Source organism: Mesorhizobium kamtschaticum (assembly GCF_056174585.1).
On sequence record NZ_CM149691.1, the window covers coordinates 6,525,362 to 6,543,477 of the forward strand.

An 18,116-nucleotide genomic window follows, 5' to 3' on the forward strand; every position below is an offset into this window, starting at 1 on the left:
TAAATCGATGCGCGGAACCGGCAAGGCCGATGTCTTCGTCATGCTGGCCCATCCCGTGGGCCACGCCAAGAGCCCCGGCATGTTCAACGAGATTTTCGAGCAGAAGGGCCTGGACAGCCTGATGGTGCCGCTGAGCTGCCGTCCGGAAGACTTCGATACCTTCTGGGCCGGCATCACGGCGGCCGAGAACATTCGCGGCGTCATCATCTCGGTGCCGTACAAGGTCGCGGTCTACCACAAGTGCTCGGCCGCGCATGACCGCGCCGCGCGGGTTGAGAGCGCCAATTCGGTGCGCCGCCAGGCCGATGGAAGCTGGTACGCCGACAATTTCGACGGTGTCGGCTTCATCGACGGGCTGAAGGCGGGCGGGCACCAGATTGCCGGCCGCCGCATCCTCCAGGTCGGTGCCGGCGGCGCCGGTGCGTCGCTGACCTACTGCCTCGCCGAGGAAGGCGCGGCGGAGATCCGGTTGACCGACATCGACAGGGGACGCGCGGAAAAGCTGGCCGCGCTGGTCGGCAAGGCTTTTCCAAAATGCCGTATCGAGGTTGGCCAGCCCGATCCGTCCGGCATGGACATGGCGATCAACGCCACGCCTTCCGGGCTGATGGCCAGCGATCCGCTGCCTATGGATGTGACCAAGCTGACGCCTGACATGACGGTCGTCGACATCATCATGGAACCGGCCGAGACGGCGCTGCTCAAGGCAGCCAAGGCGATCGGCTGCCGCGTCCAGCCCGGACGCCCGATGATGGATTTCCAGGTTGAAGCCATGGCCGAATTCTTCGACATCGAGCGCAGGGATCGCAGTCATGGCTGAGACATTGACCGCCGTCGTCATCGGCGGCACCTCCGGCATAGGCCGCGCGATTGCCTTGCGCTTCGCCGAGGACGGCTACCAAGTCGCCGTCGCCGGCCGGGACGCGATCCGAGGCAAGGAATCGGCCAGTGCCTGCGAGGCAGCGGGCGCGCCGCGCGCGCTGTTCGTCCAGACCGATGTCGCCGAAGCCGCCTCGGTGGAGGCGCTGGCGCAGACCGTCAGCGCTGCGTTCGGCACGCCTGAAGTCGCCGTCAACTGCGCCGGCATCCTGCAGAGCGGCAAGCATGTGCTCGACCAGGACCTGGACGAGGACGAGAAGATGTGGCGGGTGAACTATCGCGGCACGCTGCTGGGGTGCCAGGTGTTCGGCCGGCTGATGTCAGCTTCCGGACGCGGAGCGATCCTGAATGTCGGCTCGCTCGCCTCCTTCGCGCCGCTGTCGCTGCCGGCCTACACGCCCGGGAAGCATGCGGTGCTGGCGCTGACACAGATCCTGGCCGCGGAGCTTGGCCCGCACGGAGTTCGCGTCAACGCGGTGGCGCCCGGCTACACGCTGTCCGATGGGCTGAAAGCCAGGATCGCCAAGGGCGAACGCAACCCCGAAGCGATCCAGGCGACCACGGCACTGCGCCGCTTCGTCGAGCCGCGCGACGTTGCCGAGGCGGCGCTGTTCCTCTGCTCGGACCGTGCGGCGTCGATAACCGGCGTTACCTTGCCTGTCGACGCCGGCTGGTTGGTTCAGGCCCCTTACGCGCAATACCTGCAAGGCAACCCCATCCGGCGGACGCCGGCAATCTGACCCCATCCGGCGACGCCGGAAATCTGACAAGGACAATCCGTGAACGATATCCAGCGTTTCGACTTCGACACCCGCATCCACCACGGCGTCATCCACAACGGTACGCTTTACCTCACCGGCCAGGTCGCGAGGCCGGGCCAATCCGCGGCCGACCAGATGCGCGAGGTGCTCGGCAAGATCGATGCGCTGCTCGCCAAGGCAGGCACGGACAAGACCCGCATCCTGCATGTGCAGATGTGGCTGGATGACGTCAGGGATTTCGACGAGGTCAACACGGTGTGGGACGCCTGGATACCGAAAGAGCATGCGCCGGCGCGTTCTTCCGGCGAAGGAAGGATGGCCAAGCCCGGCATGCTGGTCGAGTTGATCGTCACAGCGGCGGTTTGAATGGTCCTGCCGGTTCGGGCATTATCGCGAATCTGGCTAGAGCAATTCCAGGAAAAGTGTGAGCGGTTTTCCGTCTGGAATTGCTTCAAAACAAAGAGTTAGAGCGTTTCTCCGTTTCCATGAAACGTCGAAACGCTCTAAGGGGAGACTGATGACGAAGCGCAAGCCGCTTTCCACCGTCGTGGCGGAAAGCCTGTCCGAAAAGATCCTTTCCGGCTCGCTGCATCCCGGCGCGCAATTGCCGACCGAGGCGGAGCTTTGCGCCGAATACGATGTCAGCCGCACCGTGGTGCGAGAGGCGGTGGCACGGTTGCGCTCCGACGGCATGGTGGTGCCGCAGCAGGGGCGCGGCATGTTCGTCAGCGAAACACCGGCGCCGCGCAATTTCTCGATCCCGGACGAGGCGCTGAGGACTTTGCCGGAAACCATCGCCTTGCTCGAGCTGCGGCTAAGCGTCGAAGTGGAGTCCGCCGGGCTCTGCGCGGAACGTCGAACCGACGCGGAGGCGAGCGGAATCCGCGCCCTGATGGAACAGGTCGACGCCCAGCAGGCCGATCCGGCCGTCGTCCAGATCCACTACGACTATGATTTCCACCTGGCGATCGCCAGGGCGGCACGCAATGAATTCATCCACGGCTTCCTCGCCTATCTCAGGCCGATGATCGTCCCGCGCTTCCAGCTCGGCTATGTGGTCACGCCAGAGCGCAAGGACAGCTACTACACGCGCATCCACAACGAGCACAAAGCCATCGTCGACGCCATCGAGAGGCAGGACGGCCGCGCCGCGCGCCAGGCCATGCGCAAGCATTTGCACAACAGCCTCGGGCGTGTGCGGGCGCTGGCCCGGGCTTCCGGCGTCGAGGCGACAGAGGCGGAGCAGAAGGCGGCAGCGGCCTCGCTGTTCACCGATATGAAGAGGCCCTCCCCGACCGGCGGATAGCTGGCGACTTCGATCGCACAGGCATTCGCCGGGGCTCAGATTAGCCATGCATTGCGAAAGCCATGTTTTTGCGCCGCCGGCTGACCGAGACCGTTTTTGGCAGGCGTAAACTGCCGTTTTCCGAATGTTTCCCCGGATTTTCAGCCTCGGCATCGGAGTGACCACCTGCCCGATTTTCGGACGCGATAAGAAAATTCGAAAGTTTATCTTTCCTTTTTGCTGGTTTTCTTGGTTTCGCGGCGCCGGCCAGCGCCGCACATTGAAATCCAGGCAAACGGGGAAGCCCAGGTGACGACAGCCTTCATCACAGGAGCGACGAGCGGCATAGGGCGGGCCATGGCGATCGCGTTGAGCGATGCCGGCTACGACGTCTATGCGGTCGGACGCAGCCAGGCGGCGCTCAAGGCGCTGCAGGCCGAGCGGCCCGGCATCATACCCATTGCCGTCGACATCACCGATCGCGAGGCGCTGGAGGCGGTCCTGGCGGACCTCACCATCGACGTGCTGATCAACAATGCCGGGATTATGCCGCCGCTCGGCAATTTCGCCGACATGAAGATATCAGACATCGACACCACGCTGGAGATAAACCTCAGCGCGGCGATCCTGCTCACCCGCCTTGTGGTGCCGCAGATGCGCGAGCGGCAGTCAGGCCACATCCTGTTCACCGGTTCCACCGCGGGCCACGCGGCCTATTCCAACATTGCCGTCTATTCAGCCACCAAGGCGGCGATCTCAGGCTTTGCCGCCGCACTGCGCGCCGACCTCTCTCCATCAGGCATACGCGTCACCGAGATCGTCGCCGGCCGTGTCGAGACGCAGCTCTACCAGGACATACTCGACGCCAAGGCGCGTGCCGCGATGTACGCCAGCAAAGTGGTGCAGCCGGAGGACGTGGCCAGGATGGTCGTCGCGGTGCTTGCGCTCCCCGCATGGGCCGACGTCACCCGTTTCGACATCATGCCGACCTGGCCGACCTCGCCAAGCGGCACCAAGTAAGGAAAACTTTAAATGAAGGATCTTTCCGTTCTGATCGTTGGCGGCGGCGCCGGCCTCGGCGCTCTCCTGGCTGAGATGACTGTCGAGGCCGGGGCGGCGAAGATCGGCATCATCGACATCAATCAGGAGGCCGCCCAATCCGCGCTCGCGCCGGCGAAGGCCAAGGGCCTACCGACCGCGGCCGCCGCCTGCGACATCCAGGTCGGCCCGCAATGCCATACCGCCTTCGACGCCATCGTTTCCAAGCTCGGGCGCATCGACACACTGATCAATTGCGCCGCGATCTATCCGCGCCGCCCGCTTCTGGAAATCAGCGACGCCGATTGGGACGCCTCCAACGGCATCAACATCAAGGGCACCTATCACATGATGGTGGCGGCCGTTCGCCATATGCAGTCGCAGGAGCCGAAGGCGCATGTGCGCGGCCGCATCGTCAACCTGACCTCCGTCGACGCTTTCAAGGCACATCCGCAGAACGCCCACTATGCGGCAACCAAGGCCGCGGTCGTCAGCCTGACGCGTTCCTTCGCCCATCATGTGGCGAAGGACGGCATCCTGGTGAACTCGGTGGCGCCGGCCGGCATGGCCACGGAGAAGGCAAAAGCGCTCGGCTTCCTGGAGGAACTGGCCAAGGCAAGCCCGCTTGGCCGCGGTGCCGAGCCGGCCGAGATCGCCGAATGGGTGCTCATGACGGGTGGCCCGAAGAACACTTATATGACCGGCGAAAACGTCATCGTTTCAGGTGGTTATATCTACGCCTGAGGCGGCTTTCCGCAACCGGCGGTGACTGAAGTACGGCAGTGCATGATCAACGGAGCCTCGAGCGGAAGGAGCGGAATTTTCGATGACCGGCAAGCTGCGCCTTCCCTCGCTGAACGCGCTTCGCGTCTTCCACGCCGTCGCGCAGCACAAGAGCTTTCGGTACGCCGCGGATGAATTGCTGGTCACACCGCAAGCGGTCGGCCAGCAGATCAAGCTGCTGGAAGACACGCTTCAGGTGACGCTGTTCGAGCGCAAGGGCCGGTCGATCGAGTTGACCGAGTCCGCCATCTTGCTCTCGCACTACATCAAAGCCGGCTTCGACGAGTTCTCGGAAGGCGTGCGCCGCGTCACCAAATCGACCTACCGCGACCGCATCAACCTCAATGCCAGCCCGTATTTCGCCACGCACTATCTGCTGCCCAGGCTTTCGCTGTTCCGGGAAATCCTGCCGGGCGCGGATCTGCGCCTGACGACCATGGTCGACCTGCCCGATTTCGGCCGCGACGACATCGATATGACGGTGCAGTGGGGCTACGGCAACTGGCCCGACTACGAGACCACGCTGCTGGTGCCGGACCCGAAGATCATCTGCTGCACACCTGATATCGGCAAAAAGATCAAGTCGGCGCATGAGCTGACGAAGTTCACGCTGCTCGACACCGTCAAGTCGAAGCGCCTGTGGCCGGACATATTGCGCCACCTCGGCGTCGAGCTGACGGAAGGTGACCGCAGCATCAGCTTCGACGATGCGGCGACCATGCGCCGGGCGACCCTTCAGGGTATCGGCGTGGGTCTGGTCTCCGTCATCGACGCCGAGGAGGATTTCCGAGCGGGCACGCTGGTCGCGCCGATCGGCCGCGATGCCATCGCCGATATGCGGCCGGAGGAAATTCCGGGTTTCTATCTTGTCGTGCCGCGCGGGCATCTGCGCGTGAAGGCGGTTGCCGCCCTGCATCGATGGCTGGCCCAGCAGGACTGGCGGAGCGACCTCGCGATCTCCTTGCCGAAACCGACCCCGCTTTCCGACTAGGAGGCGGCTTCGAGACCGAGCTGCGAAAGGTCCCTTTCGCGGCTCCAACAACAAGAAACGGAACAACCTCAACAGCGGAGACGACAACATGAAGACGATGAAATGGGGGGCTGCGGCCCTGGCCCTTGGCCTCGTGCATTTTTCGGCGCCGGCGCAAGCGGCGGGCGGCAAGACACTCGACACGGTCAAGGCACGCGGCGTGCTGAACTGCACCGGCCATGACGGTTCCTATCTCGGCTTTGCCGAGGTGGACGACAAGGGCAACTGGAAGGGTATGGACATCGACCTCTGCAAGGCGGTGGCCACGGCCGTCTTCGGCGATCCGACCAAGCTGAAGGTCGTTCCGATCAGCTGGGCGCAGCGCTGGCCGGCTCTGCAGTCGGGCGATGTCGACATCATCATCAAGGCATCCGGCGGCACGCTCAGCCGCGATACGGAGCTCGGGTTGCAATTCTCCATGTCCTACTACCTCGGCACGACCAAGGTGATGGCGCACAAGGAACTCAATCTGAAGTCGCTGAAGGATGCCAACGGCGGCACGATCTGCATTCCCGCCGGCACCTCGCAGGAACAGCAGGTTGCGGCCTATACGGCCAAGCTCGGCATCAAGCTCGAGCCTGTGCTCATCGAAAAGACCGAGGAACTCGAGCAGGCCTATTTCTCGGGGCGCTGCGATCTCTATGCGCAGTGGGGTCCGACGCTGGCCATCGCGCGCATCGCCAAGGGCAAGGTCGAAGACCACGTCATCCTGCCGACGTGCTCGCGGTCGAGCCTGAAGTGATGATCATGCGGCAAGGCGACGACAATTGGGTCGACATCGCCAACTGGACGCTGAGCACCCTGATCTTCGCCGAGGAGGAAGGCATCACCTCCAAGAATGTCGACGAGATCAAGGCCAAGCCGACCTCGCCGCAGGTGGCCAAATTCCTCGGTGTGACGCCGGGCATGGGCAAGGGTCTCGGGCTCTCCGACGACTGGGCCTACAAGGTGATCAAGAACGTCGGCAATTACGGCGAGATCTTCGATCGCGATCTCGGCAAGGGTTCGCCCTACAAGATGGACCGTGAGCTGACCAATCTCTGGAACAATGGCGGCGTCCTGTTCCCGCTGGTTATCGACTGATCGGGTCTGAACGCATCCTGTTCCAGGCTCCGCCCGGCCTCTGCCGGGCGGAGCCGACGGCAATTTCGAGGAAGATTGATCGATGGTCAGCCTGCTGAGAAATCAGAAGGTCCGCAACACGCTGTTGCAGGTTCTCTATGTCGGCTCGATCGCGGCACTGGTGCTCGCCGGGGTCGTGATCGCGCGACGGAATCTGGCTGAGCAAGGCATCACCTCCGGCTTCGACTTCCTGTTCAAGTCGACGGGCTGGGACGTGAACTTCACGCTGCTGCCCGCCACCGCCAATGACCCCTATTGGTGGTTCTTCCTCATCGGCATCACCAACACGCTGTTCCTGGGGACCGTCGGCCTGATCCTGGCGACGGTCGTCGGCACCATCGTCGGCCTGGCACGGACCTCCTCCAACGAATTGGCGCAGCTGCTTGGCCGCACCTATGTCGATATCTTCCGCAACATCCCGCTGATCCTCCAGGTCTTCTTCTGGTATGCGCTGATCACGCATTTGCCGCCGCCGCGCGCCGCGCACGAAGCCTGGGGCTTCCTGCTCACCAGCCGGGGGCTCTACATCCCGTTCCCGAATGTCGGCGGCGTGACAATGGCGCTTGCCCTGTTCGCCTTGCTCGCGGCAATGGCGCTGCCGCTCTGGCTGGGCAGAACATCGCGGCTGAACCAGGCAATCGGCCAGCGGCGTGGCATCCAATTCGCCGGCGCGGCGGCAGCGCTCGCCTGCGCGGCGGTCATCCTGGCGATCGGCAGTTTGCCTGACGCGCCATTCATCGACTTTCCGGCGCTGCAGGGCCTGAACCTCAGGGGTGGCCTGCGCATTCCGCCGGAGTTTTCCGCGCTGGCCATCGCCATCGCGATCTATGGCGGCTCCTACATCGCCGAGATCGTGCGCGGTGGCTTCAAATCTGTCGGCAAGGGCCAGATGGAAGCCGCACTCTCGCTGGGCCTGAGCCCATGGCGGGTGTTCACGCTGGTGCGGCTGCCGCTGGCGCTGCGCGCCATGCTGCCGATCCTTGCCAACCAGTATGTCTGGCTGATGAAGGCGACCACGATGGGCATCGCGGTCGGCTTCACGGATTTCTTCATGATCGTGGCGCTGACGATCAATCATTCCGGCCAGACCCTCGAAGTGATCGGCATCCTGATGGCTGGCTTCCTCGCCATCAATCTCTCGCTGGCCGCGCTGTTCAATCGCCTCAACAAGGCCATTGCCCTCAAGGGCAATCAGTTGAGGGGCTGAGACATGGAGATTGTCGCTCCCCCGCCCCCGGAAAGCTCGAGGATCTGAGGCGACGCTTTTTCGCGACGCCGCTACAAGCCGTGATGTCGCTGATCTCATTGGCGATCCTGGCTTTCATCGTCTGGAAGCTGCTGAACTGGGCGGTCTTCTCGGCCGTCTTCACCACGAGCGGCGGACCCGAGGCCTGCCAGGCCACGGCCGGTGCCTGCTGGTCGGTCATCGCAGCGAGGTGGCGCATCATTCTCTTCGGCCTCTATCCCTATGAGGAGCAATGGCGCTCGGCGCTCGCCTGCGTGACCGTGGTGGTGATGACGGTGCTGAGCTGTATTCCAGCCTTCTGGACAGGCCGCCGCATCGCGCTGGTCTGGGGCATCGGCACCACCGTCTTCTACGTGCTGATGAAGGGCGGCGTGCTCGGTCTGCCCTTCGTCGGCGAGGAAGCCTGGGGCGGGCTGGCGCTGACCCTGTTCATCTTCGTCACCACCTGCCTGATCGGCTTCCCGCTGGCGATCTGCCTGGCTCTGCTGCGCCGGTCGGAACTGCCCTGGATTTCGCGCACCACCGGCCTGATCATCGACGGGGTGCGTTCGCTGCCGCTGATCTCGATCCTGTTCACATTCGCCATCGTGCTGCCGTTCGCGCTGCCGCAATGGCTGCAGGGCGACAAGCTGTACCGGGTGATCCTGGGCTCGGCCCTGTTCTTCTCCGCCTACCAGGCGGAGATCGTGCGCGGCGGCATGCAGGGCGTTGCGAAAGGACAGGAAGAAGCGGCCATGGCGCTCGGCATGCGCTATTGGCAGCGCATCGGCCGCATCCTGCTGCCCCAGGCGATGCGCAACGCTTTGCCGGCGACGATCAACCAGTTCGTCATCTCGTTCAAGGAGACCTCGCTGGTGGTCATCGTCGGCTTCTTCGAAATCCTGGCATCCGGCAATGCCGCCTACGGCACCGGCGAATGGCGCTTCGCTTATGTCGAGGTCTACGCCTTCATCGCCTTCATCTACTTCGTCTTCGTTTTCAGCCTGTCCCGCTACGGCGCCTTCCTTGAGCGCCGCATGTCGGTCAGCGAACGCTAAGGAGGCGCGGACATGATTTCAGGCAATTCAACGCAACCGGCCGGGCCTGCGCTCCGCATCGAAAATCTCGACAAATATTATGGGTCCTTCCGCGCGCTGCGGGGCGTGAACCTTTTGGTGGAGCGCGGCGAGAAGATCGTCGTCTGCGGTCCCTCCGGCTCGGGCAAGTCGACCATGATCCGCTGCATCAATCGTCTCGAACAGCACAATGGCGGCCGCATCACCGTGCTCGGCACCGAGCTCAACGACGATGTCGGCAACATCGACGAGATCAGGCGGGAGGTCGGCATGGTGTTCCAGCACTTCAACCTGTTCCCGCACATGACGGTGCTGGAGAACTGCATGCTGTCGCCGATGATCGTGCGCAAGCAGCCGCGCGCGCAGGCCGAGGCAACCGCCCGGCGCTATCTGGGAAAAGTCCGCATCCCCGAGCAGGCGATGAAGTTTCCCGGCCAGCTTTCCGGCGGCCAGCAGCAGCGGGTGGCGATCGCACGCGCCCTGTGCATGCAGCCACAGATCATGCTGTTCGACGAGCCGACCTCGGCGCTCGATCCGGAAATGATTTCGGAAGTGCTCGACGTCATGGTGACGCTTGCCTCTGAAGGCATGACGATGATCTGCGTCACGCATGAGATGGGCTTTGCCCGAAGGGTCGCCGACCGGGTGGTCTTCATGGATGGCGGCGAGATCGTCGAGGAGGCGCCGCCGGAAGAATTCTTCACCGCGGCCCGCAACGAGCGCACCCGACAATTCCTGTCGCAGGTGCTGGGCCATTGAACGGCATTTTTGAAGATGCAAAGTTTGAAGCAGCACACATCTTCAGGGATTTCCATGACTGACCCCACAGCCGCACTGCGCGCGATCCTCGGACCGAAAGGCTGGCTTTCGGGCGATGACGCCCTCCCCTACCAACGCGATTGGCTCAACCGCTATGGCGTCGCACCGCTGGGCGTTGCGAGGCCAGCCACCACCGCTGAAGTGGCCGCGGTCGTCGCGGCATGCCGGGGGGCCGGGCTGGCGGTGGTACCGCAAGGCGGCAACACCGGGCTTTGCGGCGGCGCCGTCGCGGAGCAGCCGAACGCTATAATCGTCTCGCTCTCGCGTATGACGGCGATCGGCGAACCGGATCGAGAGAGCGGATCGATCACCGTCGAGGCAGGCGTCGTGCTTGCCGCGCTGCACGAGGCGCTGGAACCGCATGGCCTGATGTTTCCCATGCATCTCGGCGCCGAAGGCAGCGCCCGGATCGGCGGCTTGATCGGTACCAATGCCGGCGGCAGCCAGGCTTTCCGCTACGGCATGATGCAGGATCTGGTGCTCGGCCTCGAGGTCGTGACCCCGGACGGCGCGGTGTGGGACGGATTGCGCGCGGTGCAAAAGGACAATGCCGGCTATCAGCTGCGCAAGCTGTTCTGCGGGGCTGAAGGCACCCTCGGCATCGTGACGCGCGCGGTGCTGCGGCTCTATCCCACGCCAAGGCAGCAGGCGAGCGCGCTTCTCGTCATGCCCGACTTCGCCGCCGCCGTTTCGTTTGGCGCCTTCCTGCGCGGCGAGGCCGGCGAATTTCTCACCGGCCTCGAATTCTTCAGCGATGTCGGACTGACACTGGCGCTCAAGCATCTGCCTGATCTCACCTACCAGCTGGGGACACGAGGCGATGTCTATCTGCTGGTTGAACTGGCTTCCGGCTCGCAACGCGTTCCCCTGGACGAGATCCTGAACTCGGCGCTCGAATGGGGCATGGAGCAAGGTCTGGTCCTGGATGGTGCGCTGGCGACGTCGGGGGCGCACCGGGCGCAGTTCTGGCGGCTGCGCGAGGAGCAGCCGGAGGGCCAACGGCTGGAAGGCGAACAGCTCAAGCACGACATCTCGGTGCCGCCAGGCGCGATCGCCCGCTTCATCGAGGCGGGCGGGAAAATTTGCGACGACATTCTGCCCGGCGTGCGGATCAACCCGTTCGGCCATCTCGGCGACGGCAACATCCACTACAATCTGTCGCCGCCGGAAGGCCGTGGCGATTTCGGCGGCAAGGCCGGGCAGTTCGCCGAGGCACTGTCGGCGCTTGCCACGGAAATGGGCGGCAGCTTCGCGGCCGAGCATGGGCTTGGCCGGGCGAAGATCGCCCTGGCCGAGCGCAATCGTGGTGTGGTGGAGCGGCAGCTCATGGCGCGGCTGAAGGGTGCGTTCGATCCGCTGAGCACGATGAACCCCGGCGTTCTGCTGCGGACTGCTGAGTAAAGAAAAACTTTCGCATAAACGGCATTTCTTGATTTCGTCCCGCTCCGCCAGCGTGCAGGTATAAATCCGAAAGGCAGGCCGGATCCGCTTGCCGCCAGACCGAGGATGTCGAAAACATGATCCGCAATGGCGGCCGCCTTCTTGTCGAATGCCTGATCGCGCTCGGCGCGACGAAGAGCTTCGGTGTGCCCGGCGAAAGCTATCTGGCCGTTCTCGACGCGCTGCACGACACGCAGGGAAGGCTGGACTATGTGCTCTGCCGCAATGAGGGCGGTGCTGCGTTCATGGCTTCGGCCTACGGCAAGCTGACGGGCTCGCCGGGCATCTGCTTCGTCACGCGCGGCCCGGGCGTGACCAATGCCAGCATCGGTGTCCATACGGCCATGCAGGACAGCTCGCCGATGATCCTGTTCGTCGGCCAGATCGGCACCGACATGAAGGGCCGCGAGGCTTTTCAGGAGATCGACTACCGGGCCGTCTACGGCACGGTCGCCAAATGGGCGGTCGAGATCGACGACGTCTCGCGCCTGCCGGAGATCGTTGCGCGGGCCTGGACCACCGCCTTGACCGGACGGCCCGGCCCCGTGGTCGTCGCCCTGCCGGAGGACATGCTGACAACCCCGACTGAGGCCGCCCCGCTGAACGGCCCGGCGGCGATTTTCGAGCCGGCGCCGAGCGCGGAGGCGATTGTCTCGGCACTCAAACTGCTGGCGGCGGCCGAAAGGCCGGTCCTGCTGATGGGCGGCGCCAACTGGACAGAGGATGGACGCGCGGCGCTGCAGGCTTTCGCCGAGGCCTCCGACATCCCGACCGTGGCGGCCTTCCGCTACCAGGACCAGTTCGACAATCATTCGCCGGCCTTCGTCGGCGAAGCCGGCGTCGGCATGGTGGCGCATGTCAAGAGCCTGATCCGCGACGCCGATGTGATCCTGGCCGTCAATGTGCGCTTCGGCGAGATGACCACGGACGGCTATACGCTGCTGTCGGTGCCGCAACCGCGCCAGAAGCTGATCCATGTCCACGGCTCCGACCGCGAGATCGGCAAGATCTACGTGCCTGTCATCGGCATCCATGCCGGCCCGAACGCCTTCGCCAAAGCACTGACGCCGGTGAAGGGCGCGTGGACGGATTGGCGTGCGGCGGCGCGCAAGGCCTATGAAGGAACATTCGCGGCACCCGTCCAGCCCGGCCCGGTGGATATGGTGGCGGTCAGCGCCTGGCTGCGCGAGACCTTGCCCGCCGACGTCATCCTCACCAACGGCGCCGGCAATTTCACCGTGTGGCCAAACAAGTTCTTCAAGTTCGGGCGGCAGGCGCGGCTGCTCGCGCCGCAGTCCGGGGCGATGGGCTACGGCCTGCCGGCGGCGGTCGCGGCAAAGGTCGCATTTCCAGGGCGCACGGTGGTCTGCTTTGCCGGCGACGGCGATTTCCAGATGAACTGCCAGGAGCTCGGCACCGCCATGCAGGCGGGCGCGCAGCCGATCGTGCTGATCCTCAACAACGGCATTTACGGCACGATCCGCGCGCATCAGGAGCGCCACTATCCGGCCCGCGTTTCGGGAACTTCGCTCGAGAATCCGGATTTCGTCACGCTGGCGAAGGCCTATGGCTTCCATGCCGAGCGGGTCGAATCCACCGCGGATTTCGCCGCCGCCTTCAGCCGGGCGCTCAACTCGGCGACGGGCGCTGTCCTCGACATCGCCATCTCGGCGGAAGCGCTGACGCCCCGGCAGACCCTTTCCCAGATGCGCGAAGCCGCGCTCGCTTCGCAGAAGGCCAAGGCATGACCTCCCGAACCGACGACATCCGTCTTGGCGCTGACATAGGCGGCACGTTCACCGACATTGCCCTCGACCTCAGGGGAACGCTGTTCTCGACCAAGGTGCTGACCAATTATGCGGCGCCCGAGCAGGCGATCCTCGACGGCATTGCCGTCGTCACGCGCGATGCCGGGATTTCGCCTGCCGAGATCGGCATCATCATCCACGGCACAACGCTCGCCACCAACGCCCTGATCGAGCGCCGCGGCGCCAAGACCGCGCTGGTCACGACCGAAGGCTTTCGCGACGTGATCGAGATGCGGACCGAAAACCGTTTCGAACAATATGATCTGAACCTGCAGCTGCCGACACCGCTCATCCCGCGCGAGCATCGCTTCACGGTCAAGGGCCGTATCGGCGCCGAGGGACAGGAACTGCAGCCGCTCGATGAAGCCGCCCTGGAGGAGATTGCCGGACGGATCGCTGCCGGCGGTTTCGGCTCGGTGGCGATCGGCTTCATCCACGCCTACACCAATCCAGCGCATGAGCGTCGTGCGCGCGAGATCCTTTCCCGCAAGCTCAGCATCCCGATTTCGATCAGCGCCGAAGTTTCGCCGCAGATGCGCGAGTTCGAGCGCTTCAACACGGTCTGCGCCAACGCCTATGTGCGGCCGCAAATGGCCGACTATCTCGCCCGCTTCCAGACACGGCTGAAGGAGATGGGCGCCGAGTGCCCGGTCTTCATGATCCATTCCGGCGGCGGCCTGATCTCGGTCGAGACGGCTTCCGAATTTCCCGTGCGCCTGGTCGAGTCCGGCCCGGCCGGCGGCGCCATCTTCGCCGCCGACATCGCGAGGCGCTTCGGCCTGAAGAAGGTCGTTTCTTACGACATGGGCGGCACGACCGCCAAGATCTGCCTGATCGAGGATTTTGCGCCGCGCACGGCCAGAACCTTCGAGGTGGCGCGCACCTATCGCTTCTGCAAGGGCTCCGGCATGCCGATCTCGATCCCGGTCATCGAGATGATCGAGATCGGCGCCGGCGGCGGCTCCATCGCCTGGGTCGATGCCATGGGCCGGATCCAGACCGGGCCGGAAAGCGCCGGATCGGAGCCGGGGCCGGCCTGCTACGGCCGCGGCGGCATGCGCCCGGCGATCACCGACGCCGATTTGGTGCTGGGCAAGCTCGACCCCGACAATTTCGCCGGCGGCGCGATCCGGCTCGACACGGCCGCTTCCGAACAGGCGATCATGCGCGATGTCGGCGAGCGGCTGTCGTTGGATGCCATGTCGACGGCCTTCGGCATCTGCGAGGTGGTGGACGAAAACATGGCCAATGCCGCCCGCGTCCACGCGGTCGAGAATGGCAAGAACATTTCTGACAATCTGATGATCGCCTTCGGTGGCGCTGCGCCCCTTCACGCGGCAAGGCTCTGCGAAAAACTCGGCATCGAACGCTGCATCGTCCCCAAGGGCGCCGGCGTCGGGTCGGCGATCGGCTTCCTCAAGGCACCGTTCGGCTACGAGGCGCTGGCGTCGAAGCTCACCCGCCTGTCGCGGTTCAAGCCGGCCGAGATCAATGCCTTGCTCGGCGACCTCAAGGCGTCAGCCGAAAGCTTCGTGCGCAGCGGCGCCAGCGGCAGCATCACCTGCGAAATCACCGCCTTCATGCGCTATGCCGGCCAGGGCTGGGAAATCCCCGTGTCGCTGCCGGACAAGCCGTTCGGCGAGGATGCCGTCACAGGGCTGAAGGACCTGTTCGAGGCGAACTACCAGCGCTTCTTCGGCCGCGCCATCGAAGGGCTCGACGGGCTGGAGATCGAAATCGTCACCTGGTCGGTCAAGGCGACGGATATCCGGCCTGATGTCGCCAGGCACGCGCTTACCAGCGGCAAGCGCACCAGCACGCCGGCCACCACCCGCGCGGTGTTCGATCCGGCAAGTGGGGAGCCGCAGATCTACGGCATCGTCGAACGTGATACGCTCTGCGCGGGCGACCGCGTCGCGGGGCCGGTGGTCATCGTCGAACGCGAAACGTCCACCGTCGTCACCACCAGCTTCGACGCCGTCATCCAGAGCGATGGCGCCATCCTTCTGATCCGCAAAGGCAGCCAGTCATGAGCGACATCAGTGACATCCGCATGCAGGTGATGTGGAACCGGTTGATCTCGGTGGTCGAGGAGCAGGCGCTCACCTTGCTGCGCACCGCCTTCTCGACCTCGGTGCGCGAGTCCGGCGACCTGTCGGCCGGCGTGTTCGATCCGCGCGGCCAGATGCTGGCGCAGGCGGTGACCGGCACGCCCGGCCACGTCAACACCATGGCCGAGGCCGTGCTGCATTTCATGAACGAAATCCCGCGCGACACCATGTTCGAGGGCGACACCTACGTCACCAACGACCCCTGGCTGGGCACGGGCCATCTGCACGACATCACCATGGTGTCGCCGTCCTTCCTGAATGGCGAGTTGGTGGCGTTCTTCGCCTGCACGGCGCATGTCGTCGATGTCGGCGGACGCGGCTTCGGCGCCGACGGCAAGTCGGTCTACGAGGAAGGCATCCAGATCCCGATCATGAAGTTCGCCGAAAAGGGCAAGGTCAATCTCGACCTTGTCAGGATCCTGCGTGCCAATGTCCGCGAGCCGAACCAGGTCGTCGGCGATTTCTATTCGCTCGCCGCCTGCAACGAGGTCGGCCATCGCCGTCTCGTCGACATGATGAAGGAGATCGGGCTCTCCTCTCTCGACGGGCTCGGCGACTTCATCTTCTCGCGCACACGCGACGCTATGCTCGAACGCATCAAGGCGCTGCCGAAGGGCAGCTGGTCGAACGAACTCGTCACTGACGGCTATGACGCGCCGGTGAAGCTGGCGGCAAAGGTCACGGTCCGCGACGACCATGTCGAGGTCGATTTCACCGGCACCGACCCGATGAGCCGCTGGGGCATCAACTGCCCGATCATCTACAGCAAGGCCTACGCCTGCTACGCGCTGAAATGTGTGGTGGCGCCCGACATTCCCAACAACGCCGCCTCGCTCGCCTTCTTCACCGTGAAATCGCCGGTCAACATCCTGAACGCGGTGCGGCCGGCGCCGGTGGCGCTCAGGCACATCTTCGGCCACATGGTCCCCGATCTCGTGCTGGGCGCGATCTCCCAGGCGCTGCCGGGCAAGATCCTCGCCGAAGGCGCCGGGGCGCTGTGGAACATCCATATCTCCGTGCGGCCGGTCGCGGGCGGCTCGGGCCGTCGCGCCGAAGTGCTGATGTTCAACTCCGGCGGCATGGGCGCGCGTCCAGGCCTCGATGGATTGTCGGCGACAGCTTTTCCCTCGGGCGTGCACACCATGCCGATCGAGGCGACGGAGCATACCGGGCCGATCGTCATCTGGCGCAAGGAGCTGCGGCCGGACTCCGGCGGCGACGGCGAATTCCGCGGCGGCCTCGGACAGGTTATCGAGATCGCCGCGATCGAAGGCCATGAGTTCGACTTCTCGGCGATGTTCGACCGTGTCAATCACCCTGCCCACGGACGCAATGGCGGCGAGCCCGGCGTCGCCGGCGTGGTCAAGCTGGACGATGGCACGCAGATGCGGCCCAAGGGCTGGCAGCACGTTCCGGCCGGCCGCCGGCTGATCCTCGAACTGCCGGGCGGCGGCGGCTATGGCGATCCGGCCAAACGCAGCACCGAGGCGCGGGCGAACGACCGCTCCAAGCAATACATTTCGGAGAACGGCAAATGAGCTACATTGCCTCGCGCCTGTCGGCGGTGAAGCCTTCGGCTTCGATGGCGGCCTCGCAGGCCGCCAAGGCGCTGCGCGCCAAGGGCGTCGACGTGATCGATCTCGGCCTGGGCGAACCGGATTTCCCGACACCCAGCCACATCATCGATGCCGCCCATGTCGCGGCGAAGGCGGGACAGACGCTCTACACGGGTGCTGCCGGCACGGCCGAGGTGCGCGAAGCCATCGCCGGCAAGTTCCGCCGCGAAAATGGACTGGATTACACGGCCAACGACATCGTGGTGGCCAACGGCGCCAAGCAGATCATCTTCAACGCGCTGATGGCGACGCTGGAGAGTGGCGACGAGGCCATCCTGCCGGCGCCCTATTTCGTCTCCTATCCGGAAATGGTGAAGCTGCTCGGCGGCACGCCCGTCACCGTCGAATGCCCGGAGACGTCGGGCTTCCGGCTGACGTCGGACATGTTGGAGAAGGCCATCACGCCAAGGACTAAATGGCTGTTCCTCAACATGCCGGGCAACCCGTCCGGCGCGGTCTATTCGCAATCGGATCTGCGGGCGCTGGGCGCGGTGCTGGCAAGGCATCCGCACGTCCTCATCCTCTCCGACGAGATCTACGAGCACATCTTGTTCGATGGCCGCGAATTCGTTTCCTTCGGCAAGGCCTGCCCGGAGCTCAGGGATCGCACGCTGATCGTCAACGGCGTCTCGAAATCCTATGCGATGACCGGCTGGCGTGTCGGCTATGCGGCCGGACCGGCGCCGCTGGTGAAGGCGATGTCGACCATCCAGAGCCAGTCCTGCACCTCCGTCTGCTCGATCGCGCAGGCGGCGACGGTGGCCGCGCTCAACGGCCCGCAGGACGAAGTGGCACGCTTCCGGCAAGCATTCGAGGCGCGCCGCGATCTGGTCGTGGATGGGATCAGGAAGATCAACGGCCTCGCGCTGTCGCCGCCGGATGGTGCCTTCTATGCCTATATCGGCTGCGCCAGCCTGATCGGCCGCAAGACTCCGAAAGGCGTTGTGCTCGAGGACGATACGGCGGTGGCAAACTATCTCTTGAACGAAGGCCGCGTGGCGTCGGTGCCGGGTGCCGCCTATGGACTTTCACCCTATTTTCGTATCTCGACCGCGACCAGCGAAGAGGTGCTGACCGAGGCGATCGCGCGGATCAACGCCGCCGTCGCGCAAGTGGAGTAGAT

Annotated in this window: 17 protein-coding genes; all 17 read left to right on the forward strand. The window is 64.6% G+C overall.

The features are described 5' to 3' along the window. Positions 1-7 precede the first annotated feature (7 nt). The 17 genes from AC0V7N_RS32375 (at position 8) to AC0V7N_RS32455 (ending at position 18,114) form a co-directional block, all read left to right on the forward strand. Positions 8-820: a shikimate dehydrogenase family protein gene (locus AC0V7N_RS32375; protein ID WP_475452299.1), complete on the forward strand. Its 813-nt coding sequence runs from the start codon at positions 8-10 to the stop codon at positions 818-820. Next, the gene (locus tag AC0V7N_RS32380; protein ID WP_475452300.1) at positions 813-1,619 is read left to right on the forward strand and encodes an SDR family NAD(P)-dependent oxidoreductase; all 807 of its coding nucleotides are present in this window, start codon (positions 813-815) and stop codon (positions 1,617-1,619) included. Before AC0V7N_RS32375 ends, AC0V7N_RS32380 begins: the two co-directional genes overlap by 8 nt. Positions 1,620-1,658: 39 nt before the next feature. Continuing rightward, positions 1,659-2,006 carry a RidA family protein gene (locus tag AC0V7N_RS32385; protein WP_475452301.1) on the forward strand — a complete coding sequence of 116 codons (348 nt, stop codon included), beginning with the start codon at positions 1,659-1,661 and terminating at the stop codon, positions 2,004-2,006. Between the two features lie 151 nt (positions 2,007-2,157). Continuing rightward, positions 2,158-2,946 (forward strand): FadR/GntR family transcriptional regulator, encoded by a 789-nt coding sequence (locus AC0V7N_RS32390; protein WP_475452302.1) that lies wholly within the window; start codon positions 2,158-2,160, stop codon positions 2,944-2,946. A 288-nt stretch (positions 2,947-3,234) separates the two neighbouring features. Next, positions 3,235-3,945: an SDR family oxidoreductase gene (locus AC0V7N_RS32395; RefSeq protein ID WP_475452303.1), complete on the forward strand. Its 711-nt coding sequence runs from the start codon at positions 3,235-3,237 to the stop codon at positions 3,943-3,945. Positions 3,946-3,957: 12 nt separating this feature from the next. Then, positions 3,958-4,707, forward strand: a complete 750-nt coding sequence (locus tag AC0V7N_RS32400) for an SDR family NAD(P)-dependent oxidoreductase (RefSeq protein ID WP_475452304.1) — start codon at positions 3,958-3,960, stop codon at positions 4,705-4,707. An 82-nt stretch (positions 4,708-4,789) separates the two neighbouring features. Beyond that, positions 4,790-5,737: a LysR substrate-binding domain-containing protein gene (locus AC0V7N_RS32405; RefSeq protein WP_475452305.1), complete on the forward strand. Its 948-nt coding sequence runs from the start codon at positions 4,790-4,792 to the stop codon at positions 5,735-5,737. An 88-nt stretch (positions 5,738-5,825) separates the two neighbouring features. Beyond that, the gene (locus tag AC0V7N_RS32410; RefSeq protein WP_496627519.1) at positions 5,826-6,518 is read left to right on the forward strand and encodes a transporter substrate-binding domain-containing protein; all 693 of its coding nucleotides are present in this window, start codon (positions 5,826-5,828) and stop codon (positions 6,516-6,518) included. Then, complete coding sequence (locus tag AC0V7N_RS32415) at positions 6,518-6,859, forward strand: hypothetical protein (protein ID WP_496627520.1); 342 nt, start codon at positions 6,518-6,520, stop codon at positions 6,857-6,859. The genes AC0V7N_RS32410 and AC0V7N_RS32415 overlap by 1 nt, the downstream gene beginning before the upstream one ends. Positions 6,860-6,941: 82 nt before the next feature. Continuing rightward, positions 6,942-8,105 carry an ABC transporter permease subunit gene (locus tag AC0V7N_RS32420; protein ID WP_496627522.1) on the forward strand — a complete coding sequence of 388 codons (1,164 nt, stop codon included), beginning with the start codon at positions 6,942-6,944 and terminating at the stop codon, positions 8,103-8,105. Between the two features lie 83 nt (positions 8,106-8,188). After that, positions 8,189-9,181, forward strand: a complete 993-nt coding sequence (locus AC0V7N_RS32425; RefSeq protein WP_496627523.1) for an ABC transporter permease subunit — start codon at positions 8,189-8,191, stop codon at positions 9,179-9,181. Positions 9,182-9,193: 12 nt separating this feature from the next. Next, positions 9,194-9,958: an amino acid ABC transporter ATP-binding protein gene (locus AC0V7N_RS32430; RefSeq protein ID WP_475452310.1), complete on the forward strand. Its 765-nt coding sequence runs from the start codon at positions 9,194-9,196 to the stop codon at positions 9,956-9,958. Between the two features lie 54 nt (positions 9,959-10,012). Next, positions 10,013-11,419, forward strand: a complete 1,407-nt coding sequence (locus AC0V7N_RS32435; protein ID WP_475452311.1) for an FAD-binding oxidoreductase — start codon at positions 10,013-10,015, stop codon at positions 11,417-11,419. Positions 11,420-11,535: 116 nt separating this feature from the next. Continuing rightward, complete coding sequence (locus AC0V7N_RS32440) at positions 11,536-13,206, forward strand: thiamine pyrophosphate-binding protein (RefSeq protein ID WP_475452312.1); 1,671 nt, start codon at positions 11,536-11,538, stop codon at positions 13,204-13,206. Beyond that, on the forward strand, positions 13,203-15,299 hold the full coding sequence (locus tag AC0V7N_RS32445; RefSeq protein ID WP_475452313.1) for a hydantoinase/oxoprolinase family protein: 2,097 nt from the start codon (positions 13,203-13,205) through the stop codon (positions 15,297-15,299). Before AC0V7N_RS32440 ends, AC0V7N_RS32445 begins: the two co-directional genes overlap by 4 nt. Then, complete coding sequence (locus tag AC0V7N_RS32450; RefSeq protein ID WP_475452314.1) at positions 15,296-16,915, forward strand: hydantoinase B/oxoprolinase family protein; 1,620 nt, start codon at positions 15,296-15,298, stop codon at positions 16,913-16,915. Before AC0V7N_RS32445 ends, AC0V7N_RS32450 begins: the two co-directional genes overlap by 4 nt. Continuing rightward, positions 16,912-18,114, forward strand: coding sequence for a pyridoxal phosphate-dependent aminotransferase (locus tag AC0V7N_RS32455; protein ID WP_475452315.1), 1,203 nt, complete (start codon positions 16,912-16,914; stop codon positions 18,112-18,114). Before AC0V7N_RS32450 ends, AC0V7N_RS32455 begins: the two co-directional genes overlap by 4 nt. Positions 18,115-18,116 lie beyond the last annotated feature (2 nt).

What these genes read in the sequence shown, in the direction of transcription:
- AC0V7N_RS32445 (WP_475452313.1), top strand. Translation starts at nt 13,203, where the DNA reads ATGACCTCCCGAACCGACGACATCCGTCTTGGCGCTGACATAGGCGGC.
- AC0V7N_RS32420 (WP_496627522.1), top strand. Translation starts at nt 6,942, where the DNA reads ATGGTCAGCCTGCTGAGAAATCAGAAGGTCCGCAACACGCTGTTGCAG.
- AC0V7N_RS32455 (WP_475452315.1), top strand. Translation starts at nt 16,912, where the DNA reads ATGAGCTACATTGCCTCGCGCCTGTCGGCGGTGAAGCCTTCGGCTTCG.
- AC0V7N_RS32405 (WP_475452305.1), top strand. Translation starts at nt 4,790, where the DNA reads ATGACCGGCAAGCTGCGCCTTCCCTCGCTGAACGCGCTTCGCGTCTTC.
- AC0V7N_RS32450 (WP_475452314.1), top strand. Translation starts at nt 15,296, where the DNA reads ATGAGCGACATCAGTGACATCCGCATGCAGGTGATGTGGAACCGGTTG.
- AC0V7N_RS32380 (WP_475452300.1), top strand. Translation starts at nt 813, where the DNA reads ATGGCTGAGACATTGACCGCCGTCGTCATCGGCGGCACCTCCGGCATA.
- AC0V7N_RS32415 (WP_496627520.1), top strand. Translation starts at nt 6,518, where the DNA reads ATGATCATGCGGCAAGGCGACGACAATTGGGTCGACATCGCCAACTGG.
- AC0V7N_RS32410 (WP_496627519.1), top strand. Translation starts at nt 5,826, where the DNA reads ATGAAGACGATGAAATGGGGGGCTGCGGCCCTGGCCCTTGGCCTCGTG.
- AC0V7N_RS32440 (WP_475452312.1), top strand. Translation starts at nt 11,536, where the DNA reads ATGATCCGCAATGGCGGCCGCCTTCTTGTCGAATGCCTGATCGCGCTC.
- AC0V7N_RS32425 (WP_496627523.1), top strand. Translation starts at nt 8,189, where the DNA reads ATGTCGCTGATCTCATTGGCGATCCTGGCTTTCATCGTCTGGAAGCTG.
- AC0V7N_RS32430 (WP_475452310.1), top strand. Translation starts at nt 9,194, where the DNA reads ATGATTTCAGGCAATTCAACGCAACCGGCCGGGCCTGCGCTCCGCATC.
- AC0V7N_RS32375 (WP_475452299.1), top strand. Translation starts at nt 8, where the DNA reads ATGCGCGGAACCGGCAAGGCCGATGTCTTCGTCATGCTGGCCCATCCC.
- AC0V7N_RS32435 (WP_475452311.1), top strand. Translation starts at nt 10,013, where the DNA reads ATGACTGACCCCACAGCCGCACTGCGCGCGATCCTCGGACCGAAAGGC.
- AC0V7N_RS32390 (WP_475452302.1), top strand. Translation starts at nt 2,158, where the DNA reads ATGACGAAGCGCAAGCCGCTTTCCACCGTCGTGGCGGAAAGCCTGTCC.
- AC0V7N_RS32400 (WP_475452304.1), top strand. Translation starts at nt 3,958, where the DNA reads ATGAAGGATCTTTCCGTTCTGATCGTTGGCGGCGGCGCCGGCCTCGGC.